Origin of the sequence: uncultured Corynebacterium sp. (assembly GCF_947253065.1) — a bacterium.
In the GTDB taxonomy this organism is placed as follows: Bacteria; Actinomycetota; Actinomycetes; order Mycobacteriales; family Mycobacteriaceae; genus Corynebacterium.
This window is the reverse complement of sequence record NZ_CAMXWS010000015.1, coordinates 20,930-41,182: the sequence shown is the minus strand read 5'-3', so window position 1 is coordinate 41,182 and position 20,253 is coordinate 20,930. Positions and strand designations below refer to the sequence as shown.

At 59.4% G+C, this 20,253-nt stretch carries 17 protein-coding genes; 7 read left to right on the top strand and 10 right to left on the bottom strand.

Translation table 11 applies throughout. From position 1 onward, the window contains the following. Window positions 1-86: 86 nt before the first annotated feature. The 5 genes from gyrB to dnaA form a co-directional block, all read right to left on the bottom strand. Window positions 87-2,174, bottom strand: a complete 2,088-nt coding sequence (gyrB, locus tag Q0X21_RS05460; protein WP_297850805.1) for a DNA topoisomerase (ATP-hydrolyzing) subunit B — start codon at window positions 2,172-2,174, stop codon at window positions 87-89. A 557-nt stretch (window positions 2,175-2,731) separates the two neighbouring features. Further along, window positions 2,732-3,397: a DciA family protein gene (locus tag Q0X21_RS05455; protein ID WP_297850804.1), complete on the bottom strand. Its 666-nt coding sequence runs from the start codon at window positions 3,395-3,397 to the stop codon at window positions 2,732-2,734. Then, window positions 3,394-4,590 carry a DNA replication/repair protein RecF gene (gene recF / locus Q0X21_RS05450; RefSeq protein WP_297850803.1) on the bottom strand — a complete coding sequence of 399 codons (1,197 nt, stop codon included), beginning with the start codon at window positions 4,588-4,590 and terminating at the stop codon, window positions 3,394-3,396. The genes Q0X21_RS05455 and recF overlap by 4 nt, the downstream gene beginning before the upstream one ends. Before the next feature lie 2 nt (window positions 4,591-4,592). Next, window positions 4,593-5,780 (bottom strand): DNA polymerase III subunit beta, encoded by a 1,188-nt coding sequence (dnaN, locus tag Q0X21_RS05445; protein ID WP_297850802.1) that lies wholly within the window; start codon window positions 5,778-5,780, stop codon window positions 4,593-4,595. A gap of 522 nt (window positions 5,781-6,302) precedes the next feature. After that, window positions 6,303-7,988: a chromosomal replication initiator protein DnaA gene (gene dnaA / locus Q0X21_RS05440; protein WP_297850801.1), complete on the bottom strand. Its 1,686-nt coding sequence runs from the start codon at window positions 7,986-7,988 to the stop codon at window positions 6,303-6,305. A gap of 803 nt (window positions 7,989-8,791) precedes the next feature. Between dnaA and rpmH the strand changes: the two genes are divergently transcribed. The 7 genes from rpmH (at window position 8,792) to Q0X21_RS05405 (ending at window position 13,534) form a co-directional block, all read left to right on the top strand. Beyond that, window positions 8,792-8,929 (top strand): 50S ribosomal protein L34, encoded by a 138-nt coding sequence (rpmH, locus tag Q0X21_RS05435; protein WP_076598259.1) that lies wholly within the window; start codon window positions 8,792-8,794, stop codon window positions 8,927-8,929. A 15-nt stretch (window positions 8,930-8,944) separates the two neighbouring features. Beyond that, on the top strand, window positions 8,945-9,307 hold the full coding sequence (gene rnpA / locus Q0X21_RS05430; RefSeq protein ID WP_297850800.1) for a ribonuclease P protein component: 363 nt from the start codon (window positions 8,945-8,947) through the stop codon (window positions 9,305-9,307). Then, on the top strand, window positions 9,304-9,582 hold the full coding sequence (gene yidD, locus Q0X21_RS05425) for a membrane protein insertion efficiency factor YidD (RefSeq protein ID WP_297850799.1): 279 nt from the start codon (window positions 9,304-9,306) through the stop codon (window positions 9,580-9,582). The genes rnpA and yidD overlap by 4 nt, the downstream gene beginning before the upstream one ends. A gap of 7 nt (window positions 9,583-9,589) precedes the next feature. Then, window positions 9,590-10,768, top strand: coding sequence for a membrane protein insertase YidC (yidC, locus tag Q0X21_RS05420; protein WP_297850798.1), 1,179 nt, complete (start codon window positions 9,590-9,592; stop codon window positions 10,766-10,768). A 5-nt stretch (window positions 10,769-10,773) separates the two neighbouring features. Beyond that, window positions 10,774-11,415, top strand: a complete 642-nt coding sequence (gene rsmG, locus Q0X21_RS05415; RefSeq protein WP_297850796.1) for a 16S rRNA (guanine(527)-N(7))-methyltransferase RsmG — start codon at window positions 10,774-10,776, stop codon at window positions 11,413-11,415. Between the two features lie 89 nt (window positions 11,416-11,504). Further along, window positions 11,505-12,449 (top strand): ParA family protein, encoded by a 945-nt coding sequence (locus Q0X21_RS05410; protein WP_297850812.1) that lies wholly within the window; start codon window positions 11,505-11,507, stop codon window positions 12,447-12,449. 8 nt (window positions 12,450-12,457) lie between these two features. Next, window positions 12,458-13,534, top strand: a complete 1,077-nt coding sequence (locus Q0X21_RS05405) for a ParB/RepB/Spo0J family partition protein (RefSeq protein ID WP_297850795.1) — start codon at window positions 12,458-12,460, stop codon at window positions 13,532-13,534. 11 nt (window positions 13,535-13,545) lie between these two features. Here the strand turns inward: Q0X21_RS05405 and Q0X21_RS05400 are convergent, their stop codons facing one another. The 5 genes from Q0X21_RS05400 to murJ all read right to left on the bottom strand — a co-directional run bounded on the left by Q0X21_RS05400 (window position 13,546) and on the right by murJ (window position 20,226). Continuing rightward, window positions 13,546-14,706: an N-acetylmuramoyl-L-alanine amidase gene (locus tag Q0X21_RS05400; RefSeq protein ID WP_297850794.1), complete on the bottom strand. Its 1,161-nt coding sequence runs from the start codon at window positions 14,704-14,706 to the stop codon at window positions 13,546-13,548. A gap of 99 nt (window positions 14,707-14,805) precedes the next feature. Next, the gene (gene trxA / locus Q0X21_RS05395) at window positions 14,806-15,129 is read right to left on the bottom strand and encodes a thioredoxin (protein ID WP_297850792.1); all 324 of its coding nucleotides are present in this window, start codon (window positions 15,127-15,129) and stop codon (window positions 14,806-14,808) included. 62 nt (window positions 15,130-15,191) lie between these two features. Further along, window positions 15,192-16,157: a thioredoxin-disulfide reductase gene (gene trxB, locus Q0X21_RS05390; protein ID WP_297850810.1), complete on the bottom strand. Its 966-nt coding sequence runs from the start codon at window positions 16,155-16,157 to the stop codon at window positions 15,192-15,194. Between the two features lie 89 nt (window positions 16,158-16,246). Further along, window positions 16,247-16,837 carry a sigma-70 family RNA polymerase sigma factor gene (locus Q0X21_RS05385; RefSeq protein WP_297850791.1) on the bottom strand — a complete coding sequence of 197 codons (591 nt, stop codon included), beginning with the start codon at window positions 16,835-16,837 and terminating at the stop codon, window positions 16,247-16,249. A 137-nt stretch (window positions 16,838-16,974) separates the two neighbouring features. Next, entirely contained in the window at window positions 16,975-20,226 is a 3,252-nt protein-coding gene (gene murJ / locus Q0X21_RS05380; RefSeq protein WP_297850789.1) for a murein biosynthesis integral membrane protein MurJ, read from the bottom strand. Window positions 20,227-20,253 lie beyond the last annotated feature (27 nt).

Here is a 20,253-nt window from a genome sequence, read left to right as displayed (position 1 = left end):
CGAACCAAAAGGTTCAAAGGGGCATCACTGTCTGCTTTCTTCAGGGCGGTGATTCCTACCACGGCCCGTCGATAAGCGAAAAAGCGCTAGATGTCCAAGAAGCGGACGTCCTTCGCCTTGCGGGTGATGAACGAACGGCGGGCCGCGACGTCATCGCCCATGAGGATGGAGAACAGCTCATCAGCACGCTGGGCATCCTCAAGATCGACGCGACGCAGCACGCGGTGCTCCTTGTCCAAGGTGGTCTCCCAGAGCTCACCCGGGTTCATCTCACCCAGACCCTTGTAGCGCTGAATGCCATCATCCGTGTTGATCTTGCGGCCAGCATTCAAACCAGCCTCCAACTCCGCATCGCGCTCAGCGTCGGAGTACGCGTAGCCCGGCTCGCCCTTCTGCCACTTCAGCTTGTACAACGGCGGGTTAGCCAAGTACACGTGGCCATTAGCAATCAAGTCCGGCATGAGGCGGTACAGCAGCGTGAGCAGCAGCGTAGCAATGTGCTGGCCGTCCACATCCGCATCGGCCATGAGCACGATCTTGTGGTAGCGGAGCTTCGAAATATCAAACTCGTCGTTGATACCCGTACCCAGCGCAGTGATGATCGCCTGGACCTCATTGTTGTTCAGCACACGATCAAGACGTGCCTTTTCGACGTTCAGGATCTTGCCACGCAGCGGAAGAATCGCCTGGTACATCGAGTCACGGCCCTGCTTTGCGGAACCACCAGCGGAGTCACCCTCCACGATGAACAACTCAGAGACGACCGGGTCCTTCGAACGACAATCCGCCAGCTTGCCCGGCAGACCACCCAAGTCCGTCGCGGACTTACGACGCACAGACTCACGCGCCTTACGTGCTGCTTCGCGCGCCTGGGACGAAGACACTGCCTTCTTGATGATCACCTTGGCCTCAGCCGGGTTCGCATCAAACCAGTCATTCAGGTGCTCATTGACCGAGCGCTGCACGAAGCCCTTGATCTCCGAGTTACCCAGCTTCGTCTTCGTCTGGCCCTCGAACTGCGGGTCGCCGACACGGACCGAAACAACTGCGGCAAGACCCTCGCGGCAGTCATCGCCCGTGAGGTTCGGATCCTTATCCTTGATCAACTTGTGCTCACGCGCATAACGGTTCATCAGCGAGGTCAGCGCCGCACGGAAACCTTCCTCGTGCGTACCGCCTTCATGCGTGTTGATGGTGTTAGCGAAGGTGTGCACCGACTCCTTGAAGCCGCTGTTCCACTGCATGGCGATCTCAAGCTCGTGCTCCTCGCCCTTGGCCTCAAAGCCAACCGTGGTCGGGTGGATCGCCGTCTTATTGCGGTTCAGGTAATCCACATAGTCGATCAGACCGTTCGGGTAGTGGTACGTGACCTTCTTTTCACGCTTCTTCTTCGTGTCCGGCGCGACACCAGTTTCATCGTCGCTGTCCTCGGTCTTCTCCGTGTCAGCGTCGCCGTCTGCTGCCTCGTCGTCGAAAGAATCACCCTCGACGATCTGGGCGGTATCGCCTTCCTCAGCGATCGCCTCGAGCTCCAGCTCCTCGTCGGAGACACGCTCATCCTTCAGAACAATGGTCAGACCCTTGTTCAGGAATGCCATCTCCTGCAGGCGACGGGCGATCGTGTCGTAGTCGAAGTCGACCGTCTCAAAAATCTCCGGGTCTGGCCAGAACCGGATCGTGGTGCCCGTGCCGCGGGCATTATCGCCCTCAACCAGGTCCTCCGGGATCGCATTGGCGAACTTCTGGTACCAGTGCTTCCCGTCACGCTTAATATCCGCCTCAACACGAGTGGACAGCGCATTCACCACGGAAATACCAACACCGTGCAGACCACCCGAAACGGCGTACGACTCCGAGTCGAACTTGCCGCCGGCGTGCAGCTGCGTCATAACCACCTGCACAGTCGGTGCGCCCGACGGGTGCATCTCCACCGGAATACCACGGCCGTTATCTACGACCTGGACACCACCGTCTGCCAACAAGGTCACCTCAACCTTGTCCGCGTAGCCAGCCATGGCCTCATCGACGGAGTTATCTACGACCTCCCACACCAAGTGGTGCAGGCCGCGCACACCGGTAGAGCCGATGTACATGCCGGGGCGCTTACGCACCGCCTCCAATCCCTCAAGGATGGTGATCGATGACGCGTCATAATGCGGTTGTTGCTCGGCCACTTTCCCGAAACTCTCCTGTCACGGCGTGAAATACGTCTTTAACCCAAGTCATCTTACACGGTTGTGGTCCCCCACAGACGCACCGCCAACATCAGCGACAGGGTGTTTCACGCGCGTTTTGGGGGATCAGTGTCTTCGCTCGACTAGAACCAAGGGTGAAGACGGACCCCCAACCCCCTTCAGTTGCTATCGTCACCCTCAAAATGGGCCGGAGCCGACCCCGTCGGGGCCGACTCCTGCATGTCTTTGAAATTACCCTGCCACGATTTCTAAGTCCACATCTTTGACACTGTCTATTTCGGGCCATCTGATTACAGTCGACTCCTACAGGCAGTGGACATCTGCACCTATTTCTACATGCAGTCACGTTTTTCCAAACCTGCCAACAACCCATGGGCACGATCCCAGATCAAAAGTATTTGCGAGATTGTGGATAGTTTTTTGCAATTCGAATACGAATGGCCTTCTTAGTGGACCGACGCCTACAAATTGGGAAGGGATACTGCTCAGGACTACCGCCGCCCGAATCGCAACGATTTCATGACCTGAATTGCAATCTACCCGTACGTGTCCCGCGGTCCGCGGCCCTTGACGTGCAGGGGCCCGTAGCGCCAGTTCTTGGTTTTCGGCGGGTACACGTGCAGCTTCGTGATCACGCCGGGGCCGATCTTTTCCGCGATCTGGGACAAAACGGTGGACTGCATGTACTTCAGGTTGGTCGCCCACGCGGTCTGATCGCACGAGATGAAAAGTTCGCCGTTTTTGATCATGGTCACTTCGGTGTGCTGGGCGATCTTCTCCCCCACCAGCGCTTCCCAATTTCCCATCACCCAGCCATGCGCGATCGGTTCAGTCCACTCACGCTGCGCGATCTCCTTCTTCAACAGCGAACCAAAACCAGAGATCTTGTAGTCCCGCTGCATCGCGCGCCCATCAGGACCAGTCGGGCGACCGTGTTGGAACCTCCGCTTCTTCATTGGTTCGGGCGTGAGGTCCAACCCAGGCACGGAGATCTCCGGTGCCGTGGGTTCTTCCGCGCCCATTGCTTGTGCGAGCTTGCCCACTGAGCGACGCGGAATGACATTTCTGCCCTGCCCCGTCAGTCGCGGTACCTTGCCGCCACGGCGCTTCGCGGTCGCGCGGAGGTTCTCAAAAGTGGAGCTGACCAGATCTTGAGTTGGTTCTTCTGGTTGCTGCTCGCGGCTTTCTTGCGGCTCGGTCATTGTGGATCCTCAATCCGGGAAACACGGCGACCATCATCGCTTTCCTCCATGACCACGCCGAAACGCGCGGAGACATGGTCATCCAGATTCGTCGGCAGATCATCACCGACAGCAGCCGTGATCAATACCTGCTCGGCCTTTTCCGCCACGGCTACCAGACGCTGACGTCGCTTAGCATCGAGCTCCGCGAAAACATCGTCCAGAATCAGCACTGGCTCCGCACCATCAGAAGCAAGCAGCGTGTACTCCGCCAAGTGCAGGGAAAGCGCGAAAGACCAGGTCTCCCCGTGGCTGGCATATCCCTTCGCCGGCTGGTCACCCAGCATCAGCACCAAATCATCACGGTGCGGGCCGACCAATGTCATGCCGCGATCAATCTCCTCCTTGCGGCGCCGAGACAGCTCAGTGAGAAACGCGGCCTCAAGAATCTCCGGGTCGGCAGAATCCACGCCAGCTAGCTTTTCGACGCCCCCATCCACCGTCGACGAATAACTAATACTCGCCGGCCGCGATTCCGGTGCCACCGATGCGTAGGCATCATGCACTGGTTCAGTGAGCTCAGCCACCAGTTTCTTCCGGCCAGCGATCACCTGCGCACCCAAAGATGCCAGCTGCATATCCCACGCATCGAGCGTGGACAGTGCACTTGCTCCCTGATCGTCGTTATAGCCGCGCCGGAGGAGCATATTTTGTGATCGTAATAAGGCATTTCGCTGGCGCAGCACCTTGTCATAATCCGCTTTCGCACCACCGAAACGTGGTGTGCGGATACTAGCCAGACCATCGAGGAATTTCCGGCGCTCCCCTGGCTCACCCACCACGAGTGCCAAATCTTCCGGTGCGAAAACTACCGTGCGCAACACCCCGAGCATCTCCCGCGGGGACTTCAAACGCGTCCGGTTGATCTGCGCTTGGTTCGCTTCACGCGGCTTGATCAGCAAATGGGTGGTCAGCTCACGGCCCTCATTGACTGTGGTCACTGACACGCGCGCATTCTGTGCACCAGCGCGCACTAATGGTTGGTCTTGTGAGACACGATGGCTCGACAGCGTCGCCGAATAGATGATCGCTTCAACGATATTCGTCTTCCCGTGACCATTGCGGCCTGAGAAAACGGTGACTCCTTTATCCAGCGCGAGATTCAGCTCCGGCCAGGAGCGAAAATCACGCAGATCGAGTTCACGAACAAACACGTCTATCCCGGCAGACGCACCGGCATGAGCAGGTAGGTGAAGTCCGTCGCCGGAGTTTCAAACGAGCCATCCGCACCAGCTTCCGGCATTTCCTCCGGCTCCGGGATCATGATCGCCGGGCGGGAAGCCTCAGTGAATCCGAAGACCACGCGGTTAGTCGGAATGACGCTCAGCCCATCGCGCAGGTAACCAGAGTTGAATGCGATGAGCAGCTCATCTGCACCCGTGAAGGCGCACTGCAAGGACTCGCTCGCCTCACCGGAATCAGCACCGGATGCGTACAGGGTGACTTCGCCCTGCTTGAAGTGCATGCGCAACTGAGCATTGCGGTCCGCAACCAGGCTGACGCGACGAATTGCCTCGACCAGCGGTGCGATCTCCACCGACGCCATCGACGTATGCGTCTTCGGCAGCAGCGGCTGAATATTCGGAAATTCCGCATCCAGCATGCGCGTGGTGGTCTCACGGTTATCGGAGTGCAGACCAAACAGGCCGTCACCACCGACATTCTCACCAGTACCCACAGCGATCTCCACTGGCTCCTCAAGGTGAGTATCCAGCGTACGAGCGTTATCCAGAAGCGTCTTCGCTGGGACAAGCAGCTTCGCCTGCACATCACCAGAGACCGGTTCCCACTCCAAAGAACGCAGGGCCAGACGGAAACGGTCGGTAGCAGCCAGGTTCACCTGGTTGCCCGAGATCTCCATGTGCACACCCGTGAGCATCGGCAATGTGTCATCACGACCAGCAGCGGATGCCACCTGGGTGACAGCATTGACAAACGTCGAGGTGTCCAGCGTGCCAGTGACCTCCGGCAGCGTAGGCAGCTGCGGATAATCATCAAGCGGCATCAACGGCAGCTCGAAGCGTGCGGATCCGCCCTGGAGCAGAAGGCGGGAATTATCCACGGAGACCTCAACCGGCTTGGCCGGCATATTGGAAACGATGTCAGCCATGAGCTTGCCTGCAACAGCGACGCGGCCAGGTTCATTGACCTCTGCGCTAATGCGTACACGCGTAGAAACTTCGTAGTCGAAGCCTGCCAGTTCCAGCCCGTTGTCATCGGCCGTGATCACAACAGCGCGGAGTACCGGCTGCGTGTTCTTTGTTGGCAGGTTACGGGCAACCCACGCCACGGCATCCGAGAGATCGTCTTTGTGCACTCGGAATGACACGTTGTTGTCGTCCATGGTCCTTGTCGCTCCTTGATCGGGCCACCGTGAGAATTGTGATTCTGTCTCACCTTAAGCGGTGAGTGGATTCGCCTCAACGGCAGGTTGGCGGTTGCTCGTCGAAGTTGTCCCCACGCTCTGTTTCTCTTGGTTTAAATACTAGGAAAAAGTTTGGGAAGAACAGTAGGTGCTGTGCAGTCTGTGGATCACAGCCTATTGCCCCACGTCGCACTGGCGTGTCGCCTGTGGGATGAGGGTGTGTAATTTCTGTGGATAACTCTCAATAGTTGTGGATAACTTTTTGTCCCTTCCCTTTCCTCACAACCAAGTCTTGTTATTCCACCGCTTAATCACAGCTTTGTCCCGTGCCTGTGGACTGCGGTTTTGTCCTGTGGATAACGCAAAAGTGACTAATTTCATCTAATTACAATGGTGGAATTACACAGGTGTGTATAACTCTGTGGATAACTCGATGAGTGTGAAAAGGGCATAAAAAATGACGCCTGGGGGATTCCCTCAGGCGTCGATAAGCGAATGAAGCTAGCGCGAACGGACCTTGCTCTTGATGATCTGGGTGAGCTCCTGGATCTGGTCGTATGTCTCGCGGTTCTCCTGCATCTCGCTGCGGATCTTGCGGTCGGCGTACATGACCGTGGTGTGGTCCTTGCCGCCGAATTCCTGGCCGATCTTGGGCAATGACAAATCTGTCAGCTCGCGGCACAGGTACATGGCCAGCTGGCGGGCATGCGCAACAACGCGTGTTTTGCCGGCGCCGGTGAGCTTGTCCATGGGCACCTTGAAATAATCCGCCGCTGCTTCCTTGATCGTCGCTGCGGTGATGGTCACATCGCCCTCATCAGGCAAAATATCGCGGAGCGCTACCTGGGCAACCTCCATGGTGATCGGCTCATTGATCAGCGACGAGTACGCCGAAACCCTGATCAACGCACCCTCGAGCTCACGAATTGAGGATTCGAATTGTGAGGCAATGAGCTCCAGGACATCCTCATCCACATGCGTGCCGTCGGCCGCTGCCTTCTTCATCAGAATTGCAATACGCGTTTCCAAATCCGGCGGCTGAACATCGGTGATCAACCCGCCTTCGAAGCGGGTACGCAGTCGATCCTCCAGCGTGGTCAGCTGCTTCGGCGGACGGTCCGACGACAAGATGATCTGCTTATTCGACTGGTGCAGCGCATTGAAGGTGTGAAAGAACTCCTCCTGAGTTCCTTCTTTGCCTTCCAAGAACTGGATGTCGTCGACCATGAGAATGTCCAGGTCGCGGTAGCGGCGCTTGAAGGATTCCTGGCGGTCATCGCGCACGGAATTGATGTAGTCGTTGGTGAACTCTTCTGATGAGACGTATTTAATACGCAGATTCGGCTGGAGCACCTGGGCGTAATTGCCTGCGGCGTGCAGCAAGTGCGTCTTGCCCAGGCCGGAGCCGCCCCAAATGAACAGCGGGTTATAAGCACGCGCCGGATTTTCCGCGACAGCAACGGCTGCGCCGTTGGCGAAACGGTTGGATGAGCCAATCACGAAATTCTCAAACGTGTACTTCGGGTTCAGGCTCATGTCCCGGTCCGGATCATGCGCGGGCTTTTCGCGCGGGATGCGCTGCGGCGCCGGCACGATCGGGTGGTTGGACTGCTGGCGGGAAGATTCCTCCACGGGATTTTCCTGCTGCTGCGCGTGAATGCGCGCGAGCTCATCCAGCCCCATTGGCAGCTGCTCCCCCGTCAGGTGTGTTTGCTGCATTGGGCGGGGCTGCTCATGTTGCTCATGCTGCTGTGGTGGCTGGTTGTGCTGTTGGTTTTGCTGGGCACGCTGGGAATAGGTGCTGTACCAGTCATCGGCGGAGCTATCCGTGCGCGTTTGGGTTGGCGGCTGGTAGCTCGACTGCTCAGGCTCAGGGGCTGGTTGTGCTGGCTGTGCTTCGGGCGCATTGATAGAAACGGCCAGTGCGCAGGGCTGTCCCATGTGCTGGGTGAGCAGCTCCACGATGTAAGGGCCCAGATTGTTCTCAACGACATTCTTTGCCGCGGCGTGTGGGGCAGAAAGAATGCAGTAGCCCTGCACCAGCATGACCGGTTTGACCAGCTGCAGGTAAGCGCGATCCCCCGGGGAGAAGGTGGGGACGTGAGAGTTGGGGCGTTCAGACAGGTTGAGCAGTTCGGCGACGATGTCGTGCCACAGAGCATCCAGACTCTGTTGATCGTTAGCCATATAAGCCCGCTTTCCTTCTCTATTCCTGTTCCACTTCCCCACCGACTTGGGCGCCGGCAAGGAAGCTATTCACACCCCGTGTGGGAGTGTGATCATCGCTCTGAACATGTGAATTCACAGCTTTATCCACAGGTAGTGCGTACAGCCCTGTGGAGTTTATCCACAAGGTACCAATCTTGCTGTGGATAACCGGTTTGCGCCAAATTCTGGGCGCTGACCTCCTCTTTCTCGGCTTGCCCGGGCAGAACCTCAAGTAGTTGTTGAGGTTTATCCACAGAAGTGTGGGGAACTTTCCTGTGAAGATGTGGTGATAAAACTTTCTTACCCTGCTCCGCGCCGGACTGTCTAGACAGACCCACTTGTCCCGGCGGTCGTCGCCGAGAGATCAGCAAGCACGTTCGACACCCCCGACGAAGGAGTGCAGGATACGTCGGCGTGTCGTGTTTGACCTGCGAAAAACCACATTGTTGTAATTTCGGGGGTGGACAAAAATTGGCCCGAGTACCCCCGCGCGTCGATTTTGTCGGTGCGATACCGATCACGTATCCTGGCATGGTCTGTCACACCAAGTGACTCTTGTGAACAGTCATGTCGGTGTGTGTGAGAGCATCATCTGCGCTGAGCACCGGGCCGCTACAGGCGAGTCAGTGCGGACGACGCAAGCCATCAGCTATGGCCTTTTAGCTGTAAGAGCATCTCACTTACATGTTTTGAAAATGGCTGCCTCTTCCCGGGAAGGCGCATAGCCGGTTGAACCGGCGGGCGCCGCTGGCCGCCGCATAGATTGCAAGGAGTACCCCGCCATGTCTAAGCGGACTTTCCAGCCGAATAACCGTCGTCGTGCACGCAAGCACGGCTTCCGTACCCGCATGAACACCCGTGCAGGCCGCGCTATCGTTTCCGCGCGTCGCCGCAAGGGCCGTTCCAAGCTCACCGCCTAGTTTTTCTAGCGCGCTGTGTTACCCCGCGCCCATAAGCTCACCTCCTCGGCGGAGTTTCGCCGGGTGATTTCTAAAGGTGGTCGCGCGGGCACCCGCACCGTCGTGGTGCACTATTACACCCGAACCGACACCGTTATTAATGGCGGTCCTCGGTTCGGGTTAATTGTGTCTAAGCAGGTGGGCAACGCTGTTGCCCGTCACCGTCTCTCGCGCCAGTTGCGTCATATTTGTATGGAGCTCGCTCTAGAGCTGGACCGCGAGGTCGACATTGTCATCCGTGCCCTGCCGGCTAGTGCTTCGGCGACCAGTCAGGCACTGCTGGAGGATGTGCGGTCGGGTGCGAGCAGGGCGCGTCGTAAAGCAGAAAAGCGCGCATGAGCGCCTACTGGAACTCTGATGGACAGCGCATCCCAGCACCTTCCGGCCCTGTTGGGCGGGCTGTGGTGCGGTGCGTGCGTCTTTACCAAAAACATTTCTCACCCCTTAAGATGGGATCGACGTGCCGTTTCGCACCGACGTGCAGTGCATATGCGCTCGAAGCGGTGTCCCGGCATGGAGCAGCCCGCGGTGGCCTTCTTGCACTAGTCCGATTGACCAAGTGCGGGCCATGGCATCCCGGCGGCTACGACCCCGTACCTATGAATAGGAGTTAGACAACCAGTGCTGAATTTCATCTACTGGCCCATCTCAGCGGTGCTGTGGTTCTGGCACAACATCTTCGGCTACATTTTCTCGCCGGATTCTGGTGCCTCGTGGCTGCTGGCGATCATGTTCCTCACTTTCACCATCCGTATCTTCCTGGTGAAGCCGATGGTGAACCAGCTGCGTTCTGGCCGCAAGATGCAGGAACTCCAGCCGAAGATGCAGGAGATCCGCCAAAAATACGGCAAGGACCAGCAGAAGCAGGCGATGGAGATGCAGCGCCTGTACAAGGAAGCCAACATGAACCCGTTGGCCAGCTGCATTGTGCCGCTGGTGCAGATGCCGGTGTTCATTGGTCTGTTCCACGTGCTGCGTTCGTTTAACCGCACCGGCACTGGTGCCGGCGGTCTGGGCATGTCTGTGGAGGAGAACCGCAATACTGCGAACTACATCTTCTCTCCGGAAGATGTCCAGTCCTTCCTTGATGCCCGTGTGTTTGGCATTCCGCTGTCTTCCTACATGTCTATGCCGGAAGAGCAGTTCGCGGCGTTCGCCCCATCGGACTTCTCCCGCATGGACATCATCTTGGTGGCTATGCCGCTGGTTCTTGCCTGTGTGCTGCTTACCCACTTCAACGCACGCATGTCCATGAGCCGTCAGCGCGAGCGTATGGCCAAGCGTCAGGCGGAGCAGGCTGCAGCTGGCAAGAAGCCGGATCAGAGTGGTCCGGGCTCGCCGGAAATGATGGAAATGCAGATGAAGACCATGAACGGCATGATGCTGTGGTTCCTCCCGGCAACCCTGCTGTTCACCGGCTTCCTGTGGCACATCGGCCTGCTGACCTACATGCTGTCCAATAACATCTGGACCTTCTTCCAGACCAGGATCGTCTACGCCAAGATGGACAAGGAAGAGGAAGAAGAGGAAGCAGCTAAGCGTGAGGCAAAGCGCGCTTCCGCCCCGGTCGCTGGTGCACGCACGGTGGATAACCGTTCCAAGAAGCAGCGTCAGCGCGATGCCGCGAAGCAGCGCGCCAACAACAACCATCCGGAAAACGAGCCGAAGGCGAAACCTGAGGCCGCGTCCGAAACCGGCACTGACTCCAATTCCGATGTAGGCCTCAAGCCCAAGCCCGGCGCCAAGCCCAATAACCCGAAGAAGGGCAAGAAGAATAAGGGAAAGAAGAAGGGGAATTAAGGCAAATGCCTGACACACATCCCACGTGGGAAGCTGCGCCGCAGGCAGCCGCCGAGATCTTCGGTGACCGCCTTCCGCTCGCGCAGGCATACCACGATTCCCTGGCCACCACCGCCGCCGAGCGTGGCTTCATCGGCCCGAAAGAAGTCTCCCGTCTGTGGAGCCGCCACATTCTTAATTGCGCGGTCATCGCGGAGGCATTTGAAGAGGGCCAAAGCGTTGCGGATATCGGCTCCGGCGCCGGCCTGCCGGGCATCCCGCTCGCGATTGCACGCCCGGACCTGAAGATCACGCTGATCGAGCCTTTGCTCAAGCGCTCCACCTACCTCGGCGAAATCACCGAAGAGCTCGGCCTGGACAATGTCACGGTTGTGCGTGGCCGCGCCGAAGAGCAGAAAAAGATGCTTTTCGACGTCACCACTTCCCGTGCCGTCGCCCCCCTGGGCAAGCTGGCCGGCTGGTCCCTTCCCCTGGTCCGCCCCGGCGGGTCCATGACGGCGATGAAGGGCGCCAGTGTTGCAGACGAACTCGAGCGCGATGCCAAGGTGATCACCAAGGCCGGTGGCACTGATGCGGAAATCCTCACCGTTGGTGAAGGCCTGCTGGAACAGCCCACTACCCTGATCCGCATTGTGCGGGCTGGGTAACGGTTGTCCGGGTGCTCTACTAGTCTGAACTAGTCTGAGATTGACTAGTTTTTGGTTGACTGATTCTTAAAACCGTGACGGGAGGCCACGTGGACGACCAGCAGTGGGATGACACCCCGATTGCTGCGGCGGCTCGCCGTGCGGCGCAGATGAATAATGGCAAGGCCACTGTGCCGAAGCCGGAGCACCCGCGTCTGATCACGGTGGCTAACCAGAAGGGCGGGGTGGGTAAAACCACCACGTCGGTGAACCTGGCTGCTTCTTTGGCCAAGCTTGGTTGCAAGGTGCTCGTGGTGGATCTGGATCCGCAGGGCAATGCGTCCACCGCGCTCGGTGCCGGCCACCGTGATGGGGAGACTTCGAGCTACGAGCTGCTGATTGGTGCCGCCACCGCTGAAGAAGCCCTCCAGCGTTCTGGTGATAATGACAATTTGTGGTGCATTCCCGCCACAATCGATCTGGCCGGCGCGGAGATTGAGCTAGTCAGCCTCGTGCGTCGTGAGTACCGCTTGGCCGATGCGCTCCGTGGTGGCTTCCTCGACGAGCATGGTTTTGATTACGTCTTCGTGGACTGCCCGCCGTCGCTGGGTCTGCTCACCATCAATGCAATGAATGCTGTGGATGAGGTGCTCATCCCCATTCAGTGTGAGTACTACGCACTGGAAGGCGTGGGCCAGCTGCTGAATAACATCACCATGATCCGCGGTGCCTTGAACCCGAACTTGCACATCTCCGCTGTGCTGTTGACCATGTTCGATGGTCGAACGAAGCTCTCGGAGCAGGTCGCGGAAGAAGTCCGTGGCCAGTTCGGCGATGTGGTGATGCGGAATGTGATTCCGCGTTCGGTGAAGGTGTCTGAGGCACCGGGTTATGGTCAGACTGTCATTGAATATGACCCGGGTTCACGCGGTGCATTGGCATATTTCGATGCGGCGCGTGAATTGGCTACCCGCGGCGATTATCAGCCACATGAATCGACTGGGCCGATCGGTGTCAGCCCCGAGATTTTCGCTCAGTTGAGCGAGGAGGACTAAGTAGAGCTATGGCAGAGCAACGTAAGGGCGGTCTGGGCCGCGGGTTGGCAGCATTGATTCCGTCGAATCCGGACCACCACCAGAAGACGGGTCCGCTTGGCGATGGCGCAGCGGATGTCATCATTGGCGGCACCAAGGGCGCACGCGATACGAACTCTGAGGGCGATGATTCGAGCGCTAAGCCGAAGAAGCGCGTGAAGGGCGCCCCGACCATTCCGGGTGCGCCGACCGTGGGTCGTTCCTCTTCTGTCCCGGCCGCGATGGTCACGGGCAAGAATGATTCTTTCGGTGCGAGCTACCAGGAGATCCCTATTGGGGAGATCTTCCCGAATGCGAAGCAGCCGCGTACCCAATTCGATGAGGATGAGCTGGCTGAGCTGGTCCACTCTGTCAAGGAATTCGGTCTGCTGCAGCCGATCGTGGTGCGCCCGGCGAAGGACGGCTACGAGCTCATCATGGGTGAGCGCCGTTGGCGCGCTTCCTCCAAGGCTGGGCTGAAGCGCATCCCAGCGATCGTGCGTGAGACCTCCGATGAGGACATGCTGCGCGATGCGTTGCTGGAGAATATCCACCGCGTCCAGCTCAACCCGCTTGAAGAAGCCGCTGCCTACCAGCAGTTGTTGGAGGAATTCGGTGTCACGCAGGAGCAGTTGGCTGACCGTCTCGGTCGTTCTCGCCCGGTGATCACTAACTCGATCCGCCTGCTCAACCTGCCGGTTCCGGTTCAGCGTCGCGTCGCTGCCGGTGTTCTCAGCGCTGGCCACGCTCGCGCGCTCCTCGGCGTCAAGGTCGGTCCGGAAGCACAGGAGCAGCTCGCCGATCGCATCGTCGCCGAAGGCCTGTCCGTCCGCGCAACGGAGGAAGCAGTCACCCTGCTCAACCGCCAGGGCCAGCTGCCGGAAAAGGCGAAGCGTCAGCCAACGCCGCAGCCAGAGTTCTTGCGCCAGGCCGCCGAGCGGCTTGCCGACGAATGGGATACCAAAGTCTCCGTCACCATGGGCAAGCGCAAAGGCAAGATTGTCGTGGAATTCGGCGACCGCGATGATTTTGAGCGCATCTTGGCGCTCATCGAGGGAACTGACTAACCAGCTACTAGCTAGTCCTGCTCTTCGCGGAGCAATTCCGTGAAGGAGTAGGTGCCAGTTGGCTGGTTGTCCTGCTCCAGCAGGTAGAGGCGCTTGACTGCCACGACGATTGCCTCGGCGATCGCATCACGCTGGGTGGGGTCGGTGACGATCTCCATGTCGTGCGCATTGGTCACATAACCAAGCACGACCTCCACCGACGGCATCTCGGTGGCACGCAGCAGCTCCCACGTGCGTCCATGGTTGTAGTTATTGCCCAGGTCAGTGCGAGCAACGATCTCACGTTGGATGAAGCCGGAGAGCATCTCACCGGTCATCGAGGACGCGCCCAATTCAGAACCGAAGTAGAACGTGGCCACACCATTGGCCTTGTCGTTCTGGTAGCGGTCCAGCTGCAGGGAGATCAGCAGGTCCGCCTCAAAGCTATTCGCCAGATCAGCGCGTGCCTTCGCCGTCGGGTTATCCCCGCGCGGGCGGGACATGATGGTCTCCATGCCAGCGGCGATCATGCGGGACTCAACACGCGAAGCCAGGTCCCACAGGATCTCCTCTTCAGTGATCTCACCAAAGGGACCCTGGATGGTGGCCATCTGTTCAGTATTGAAATTCGGGTCGATGACCACGCGCTTGCCCGTCAGACGCGGACCCGCCATGCGGACCACCTCACGCTCACGGATTGCCTGCGTAGACCCACCGGTAATGCGGCGACCCAGCAGACTCAAAGCGTGCAGGGTTTCCGGGCCACACACACCGTCATCCTGAATGCCGTAATTCAACTGATAATTCGACAGGGATGCGTGGGTATCGGGACCAAAGTGCCCGTCGATACGCCCGGAATAAAAGCCCAGCTCCTGCAGCTGTTTCTGCAATTGGCTCACGTCGTCGCCGACGAGAATCTGGTTCGGCTGGTACGACAGCGCACGCGCACCCAAGGTGTAGGACGCATGGCGCAGCTCCCGCAGGGTGATGTCATCGATTTCACCCGACGGCAAAATGCCACGGGACTGCTGGAATGCCTTGAGCGTGTCAGAGAGTTCCTCGTCGAAATACATTTCCGACTGGGAGAACCGCAGACGGTCCCACTCCCCCACGTCTCCCTCGAAGCTGGTCAGAAGACCCAGACGTGCAAGGGTCGAGCGGACCTCGGCGACACGCGCGCTGGAGTCGCCCACTCGATAATTGCCTAACACAAGTCACCTTCCTGACCACATGGCTGATCAACCGGTTTCATCTTACTGTCACCGCGGCGCTACAAACCGCTTGCCATGCGGTTACAGATGATTCTTCACGCGGGTGAGAATCTCATCCTTCGGTGCCAGGCCAACGAACTCGTCAACCTTCTCGCCACCCTTGAAGATAGCCACATTAGGAATGGACATGACCTGGAACATTGCAGCGAGCGTACGCTCCTGGTCCACGTTCACCTTGGCCACCTTCACCTGGTCGCCGAGCTCATCTGCCACCTCGTCGAGGATGGGCGAGAGCTTCTTGCAGGGGCCACACCATTCAGCCCAGAAGTCAACGACAACGGGGACGTCAGATTCGATGACTTCCGACTTGAACGTGTTCTGTGTGATGTCGATCGGTGTGCTCATGATGCTTCCTTCGCTTTATTGACCTGCTGGTTTATGACGCCGGATGAAAAAACGGCGATTTTTTAGAGCGACTCGAGGTAGTGCTCAGCGTCGATAGCGGCACGGCAACCAGAACCAGCTGCCGTGATCGCCTGGCGGTAGTAATTGTCTACCAGGTCACCTGCTGCGAAGACGCCAGGAACATTCGTCTTGGTGCTCGGGTGCTCAACGGTGACATAGCCCTCAGCATCGGTGGCGACCTGGCCGTTGAGGAAGCCGGAGCGCGGATCGTGGCCAATGGCGACGAACAGTGCGGTGGCATCCAGGGTGGACTCTTCACCAGTCTGGGTGTCCTTGACGCGCAGGCCAGAAACACTGCCGCCGTCTTCTAGGACCTCTTCGACCACTGCATTGGTGAGGAAGGAGATCTTCTCATTCTCCTTCGCGCGGTCCAGCATGATCTGGGAGGCGCGGAACTCTTCGCGGCGGTGAATGATGGTCACCTTGGAACCGAAACGGGTAAGGAAGGTGGCTTCCTCCATCGCGGAATCGCCGCCACCCACCACGGCGATGTGGTGGTCCTTGAAGAAGAAGCCATCGCAGGTCGCACACGTGGAAACACCGCGGCCGGTGAGCTCCTGCTCGCCCGGAATACCCAGGTGACGCGGTGCAGCACCGGTAGCAAGAATGACGGCGCGTGCGTGGAATTCCTCATCACCGACGACGACCTTCTTGATGTCGCCTTCCAGCTCCACGCTGTCAACCATGTCGGCGCGCAGGTCAGCGCCGAAACGCTCGGCCTGGGCGCGCATCTCCATCATCAGGTCTGGGCCCTGGATGCCGTTTTGGAAGCCAGGGAAATTCTCCACCTCAGTGGTGTTCATCAGCTCGCCGCCGAATTCATAACCTTCGAAAACCAGCGGGGACAGGTTTGCGCGCGCGGTGTACAGCGCTGCGGTGTAGCCGGCCGGGCCGGAGCCGACAACGATCACGTCATAGATCTTGTTGGTATCCGCTTCAGCGCCGCTGTGCTGGGCGTCTTCTTGCATCTGTTCAGTCTCAGCGGTCTCCGGAGTAGTGGAGGTAGTGAACCCACCAAGAGCATTAGCGGTGGGGAATTTCGGAGTGTTCGACTCAGTCATGCATGCCAGTGTAGTTCCCCAGTGGCCGACTGGTTAAGGGCGTGCGCAAGGGCCCTCCGACCGCGGTTTCTGCGGGACTTCACGGTGCCGGCTGGCACGCCGAGGCGCGAGGCGGCGGAGTTGATGGTGTGCCCGGCGACGTCGATAAGCATGAGCGCATGTTGCTGCGATGCGGGGAGTTTCTGCATGGCCTGGCGGAAGGTGAGCAGGCGATCGAGGTTGCCCAATGGGTCGTGCGCGAGGTAGATATTCGCGTCCTGGTTGAGCTTTTCCGAATCGTCCAAGCTGGTGTGCTGGCGTTTATTCTCCGCGCGTTTGGCGTGGTCGAAACCGGCGTTAAGCACGAGCCGGTGCAGCCATGTGGTCAACGCGGATTCGGCGCGGAAGGTGTGCATATTGCGTGAGGCTTTGAACAGGGCGTCTTGGACGATGTCCTGGGCATCGTGCTCATTCCGCGCGTAGCGCCGCGCTACCGCCAGCATGCGCTGCCGATGCCTTTGCACGATCACCGCGAATGCTTGGTTGTCCCCCGCGATATAGTCCTTGACCAGCCTTTTGTCTGTTCTTTCCTGCAGTGCATCCCGCATGTTTTCGTCCCCCCGAACGAATCCCCGATATCCCATTATGTGGTGTTGTAGCACCCATTGTGCCGTGTGCGCTGTGATTGCGCGCGCCGGCAATGCACACTTCAGTGCGCATTTGAGCCTTGCGTTTGCGGGATGACTTAGCGCAGGCGGGTGCCCACCACGGTGATGCCCCGGACGATTGCAGCGGACGGTTCCGATTCAGAGCTACCTTCTGGGGCGCTGAAGCTGATCACCAGGCCGGAAGCTGCTGGATCGCCCTCAATGTCAATGACGGTGCGTCCGTCCTTGAGCGTGCTATTCGCCAGGATGCGCAGGTGGTTGACGTCGGTGGTGTCCATGGTGTTCTCGTCGATGGCGTAGATCGTCACATCCAGCTCACCCGTGACGGTGGTGAAGATGACCTCGGAGGGGACGAATGTCTTGGTCCCCTGCTCCCCCGACGGGGTGAGCAAGACATATTCACCCGCGTTGGTGGATGCGGCGGTGTCGTCCTTGTTGTCCACGAGCGCTTCGAAATCGGTGTTGCGGTCCGTATCAGCACCGTCACCCCAGGCTGTGGCGGTGAGCGGAGCAATGATCACGGGCAGCTTTCCTTCGAGGGCAGACTTGTCCACATCCTCGAGGCTTTCAGAGACCTGGGCAGCGCCATCGCGGGCAGATTCATTCGTGATCGGCGAATTCTCGGTGTTGCCAAACAGGCTGACCATGTACACGGTCAGTGCTGCGACGAGGACGACAGCGGTGATGGCTACGGCAACGAGTCCGGCTGTGCCGAAGGTGCCCAAGCCACGTTCACCGAATCCACCGCGGGACTTGACCTCCGGGTAATCCTCCGGTTCTTCTTCCGTCTCCCAATCCGGCACGATCGGGATCGGACTGGTGTTTTCAAACGTGTCCACCTTGGCTATCTCGGCCAGGCGGTCCTCGATCTCGCGGTAATTCGGTTCTTCACGCGCAGCATCGACAATGCCGGCCAGAGAGTCAGTCTCAGCCGAACCGGCTAGCAGCTCAAGTGCGAAGGCGTAGGCAGACTGGTCGCTTTCCTCATCCGCATCGGGCAGGACAGCCGGGAATGCCAAGAACACGGTGCCGTCGCCCGCAACGCGCATGCGGTGGCGGTTATCCAGACCCAGCAGGACACCCTTGTTCCGGGCGCGCGCCATGGAGTCGGTGAGTGGGAGCATGGCGGCGGCGACGGCTTCGTCGAGAAGCGTTGCACCGGAATCAGCCACTGTCTTCAGGTCGGAGCCCGGCACCCACTCGGCGACGATGAGGCAGCCGGTGCGGTAACGGATCGTTTCAATCACCGGGGCGACGGCGGGAAGGTTCATCTCGCCGAGCTTTTCCGTGCGCAGACAGATTCCTGCGGCGTCCAGCGCGGCCTCGCGCGGTGTCACGGGTGCGAGTGGTGCAGCACCGCAAGTATCCACGAATGTCAGCGCGACGAGACGGCCGGTGCGCTGCTCGCGTGCCTGCCAGAAGCGGGCGGATGCGCTGGCACCGTAATCACGCAGAAGGCGGAATCGGCCGTCGGAGACTGCCGCGCCGGGCACCAGGCGCGGTCCACGCACAACGCCAGCAGACATTGGCGGCGGGACCGGTGAGGTGTTGAAGGTGTCTGCAGCGTAGATCTGCGAGGAGGCCTCCTGCGGGTTGACGGTGCCTTCGATCTCATCGGTCTGGCCCGTGCGCACAAACCGGCTCATGCCCGGGATGCGGGCAAGAGCTGCACCCAGGTTGCGCACCTCCGGCAGCTTGGAGAACGACAGCGTGATGCCCGTGACAACGACGAAGACAACGCCCAGAATCATGATCTCCAGCAGCAGGCCGAAGGAATCGCGGCGGCCCAGCGCCGCCATCAGACCCGGAATGCCGCCAGGGATCAGGCGCAAGAGGAAGCGCACGAACAGTGCGGCAGCAGCACCGACCAGGCCAGCGGCGGCAGCCCACACGGAGGTGTGCAAAACAGCAGCAGCACCCAGCGAGCCCAGCTTGCGGCGCAGCAGGAACGCACCGATGAGAGCACCGGCCACAAAACCAAACCCATTCGCCGCACCGAGCAGCACCACGACCTGGTCCGGGCGCGCTGCCACAGTCGGTGCCAGGGTGGCCAGCACGACCTTGGTCAAAGTGATACCGGCGATGATGAATGTCGGCGTCCACGCCTCCTCACGGGCATAGAACACGCGCAGGTGCAGCATCACCAGGGCATAGGGAATGAGCGTGAAGGCGGAGAAGCTCAAGGTCAGACCCAGCGTGCGGGCCTCTTGGTTGGTGAAGTTGCCGTAGCCGAACAGGGCATTACCAATGTCCGGGCCCAGCGCCGTCATGAAGATGATGATTGGGATCAGCGCGATGAACGTCAGCTTTGTGCCAACGGTCAGGTCGCGGACCACCGCTTCATCATCACCATCAGCCGCATTGCGGGACAGGCGCGGCATGATCGCCGTCAGCAGCGTCACGCCCACGATGCCGTACGGCACTTGGAGGAGTTGCCAGTGCTGCATGTAGATCACCGGTGCGGAACTATCCACACCAGAGGCGATGCGGTTATTGATGATGTAGCCCACCTGCGAGATCGCCACATACGTCACGATCGCCAAGGCCATCCCACCGAATTGCTTCAGGCGCTCATCAATCCCCCACAGCGGGCGCAGGTCGATCTTCAATCGCCTCAGCGCCGGCAGCATGATCAGGCACTGCACCGCCACACCCAATGTGGTGCCCAGACCCAGCAGCAGGATATGCGGGTCCATGACACCCGTGGGCTCCGCCGGGTCCAATTGCCCAGGCAGGATCATGTACAGCAGCATCACCACGATGGAGACCACATTGTTCGCCACCGGTGCCCACGCTCCGGGGCGGAACACTTCCTTGGTGTTCAAAATAGCCATGAAGAGGGAGAACAGGCCGTAGAACATGATCTGCGGAAGCAGCAGATAGGCAAAGGATGTCGTCTGCACCAGGTTGACGTGCCCGTTGCCATCGAGCATCAGCTTCGACAACAGCGGAGCACCGATGACGGTGAGCAGCGTGACCACAGTCAGCAGCGTGACGGTCAGCGTGAACAAGCGCCGAATGAATGCTGCGCCGCGGTCCGGGTCTTCCTTTTCCGCGCGCACGAGCACGGGCACCACGAGCGCGGTCAGCACGGAGCCGAGCACGATCTCGGTGATCATGTTCGGCAGCGTGTTGGCCGTGTTGAATGCGGATGCCACCGCGCCACCAAGCGCGGAGGTGATCATCACCGTGCGGATGAAGCCGGTGATGCGCGACATCAGGGTCGCAACAGCCATTGATCCGGTGGAGCGGACGACAGCCCTATCGCTTGTCGTTTTACTCTCCGCGTCCTCCGCGTTCTCCGCGGCCGCTACGGTTTGTTCCGCCATGACTCGCTCACCTTGATCCCGGGAATA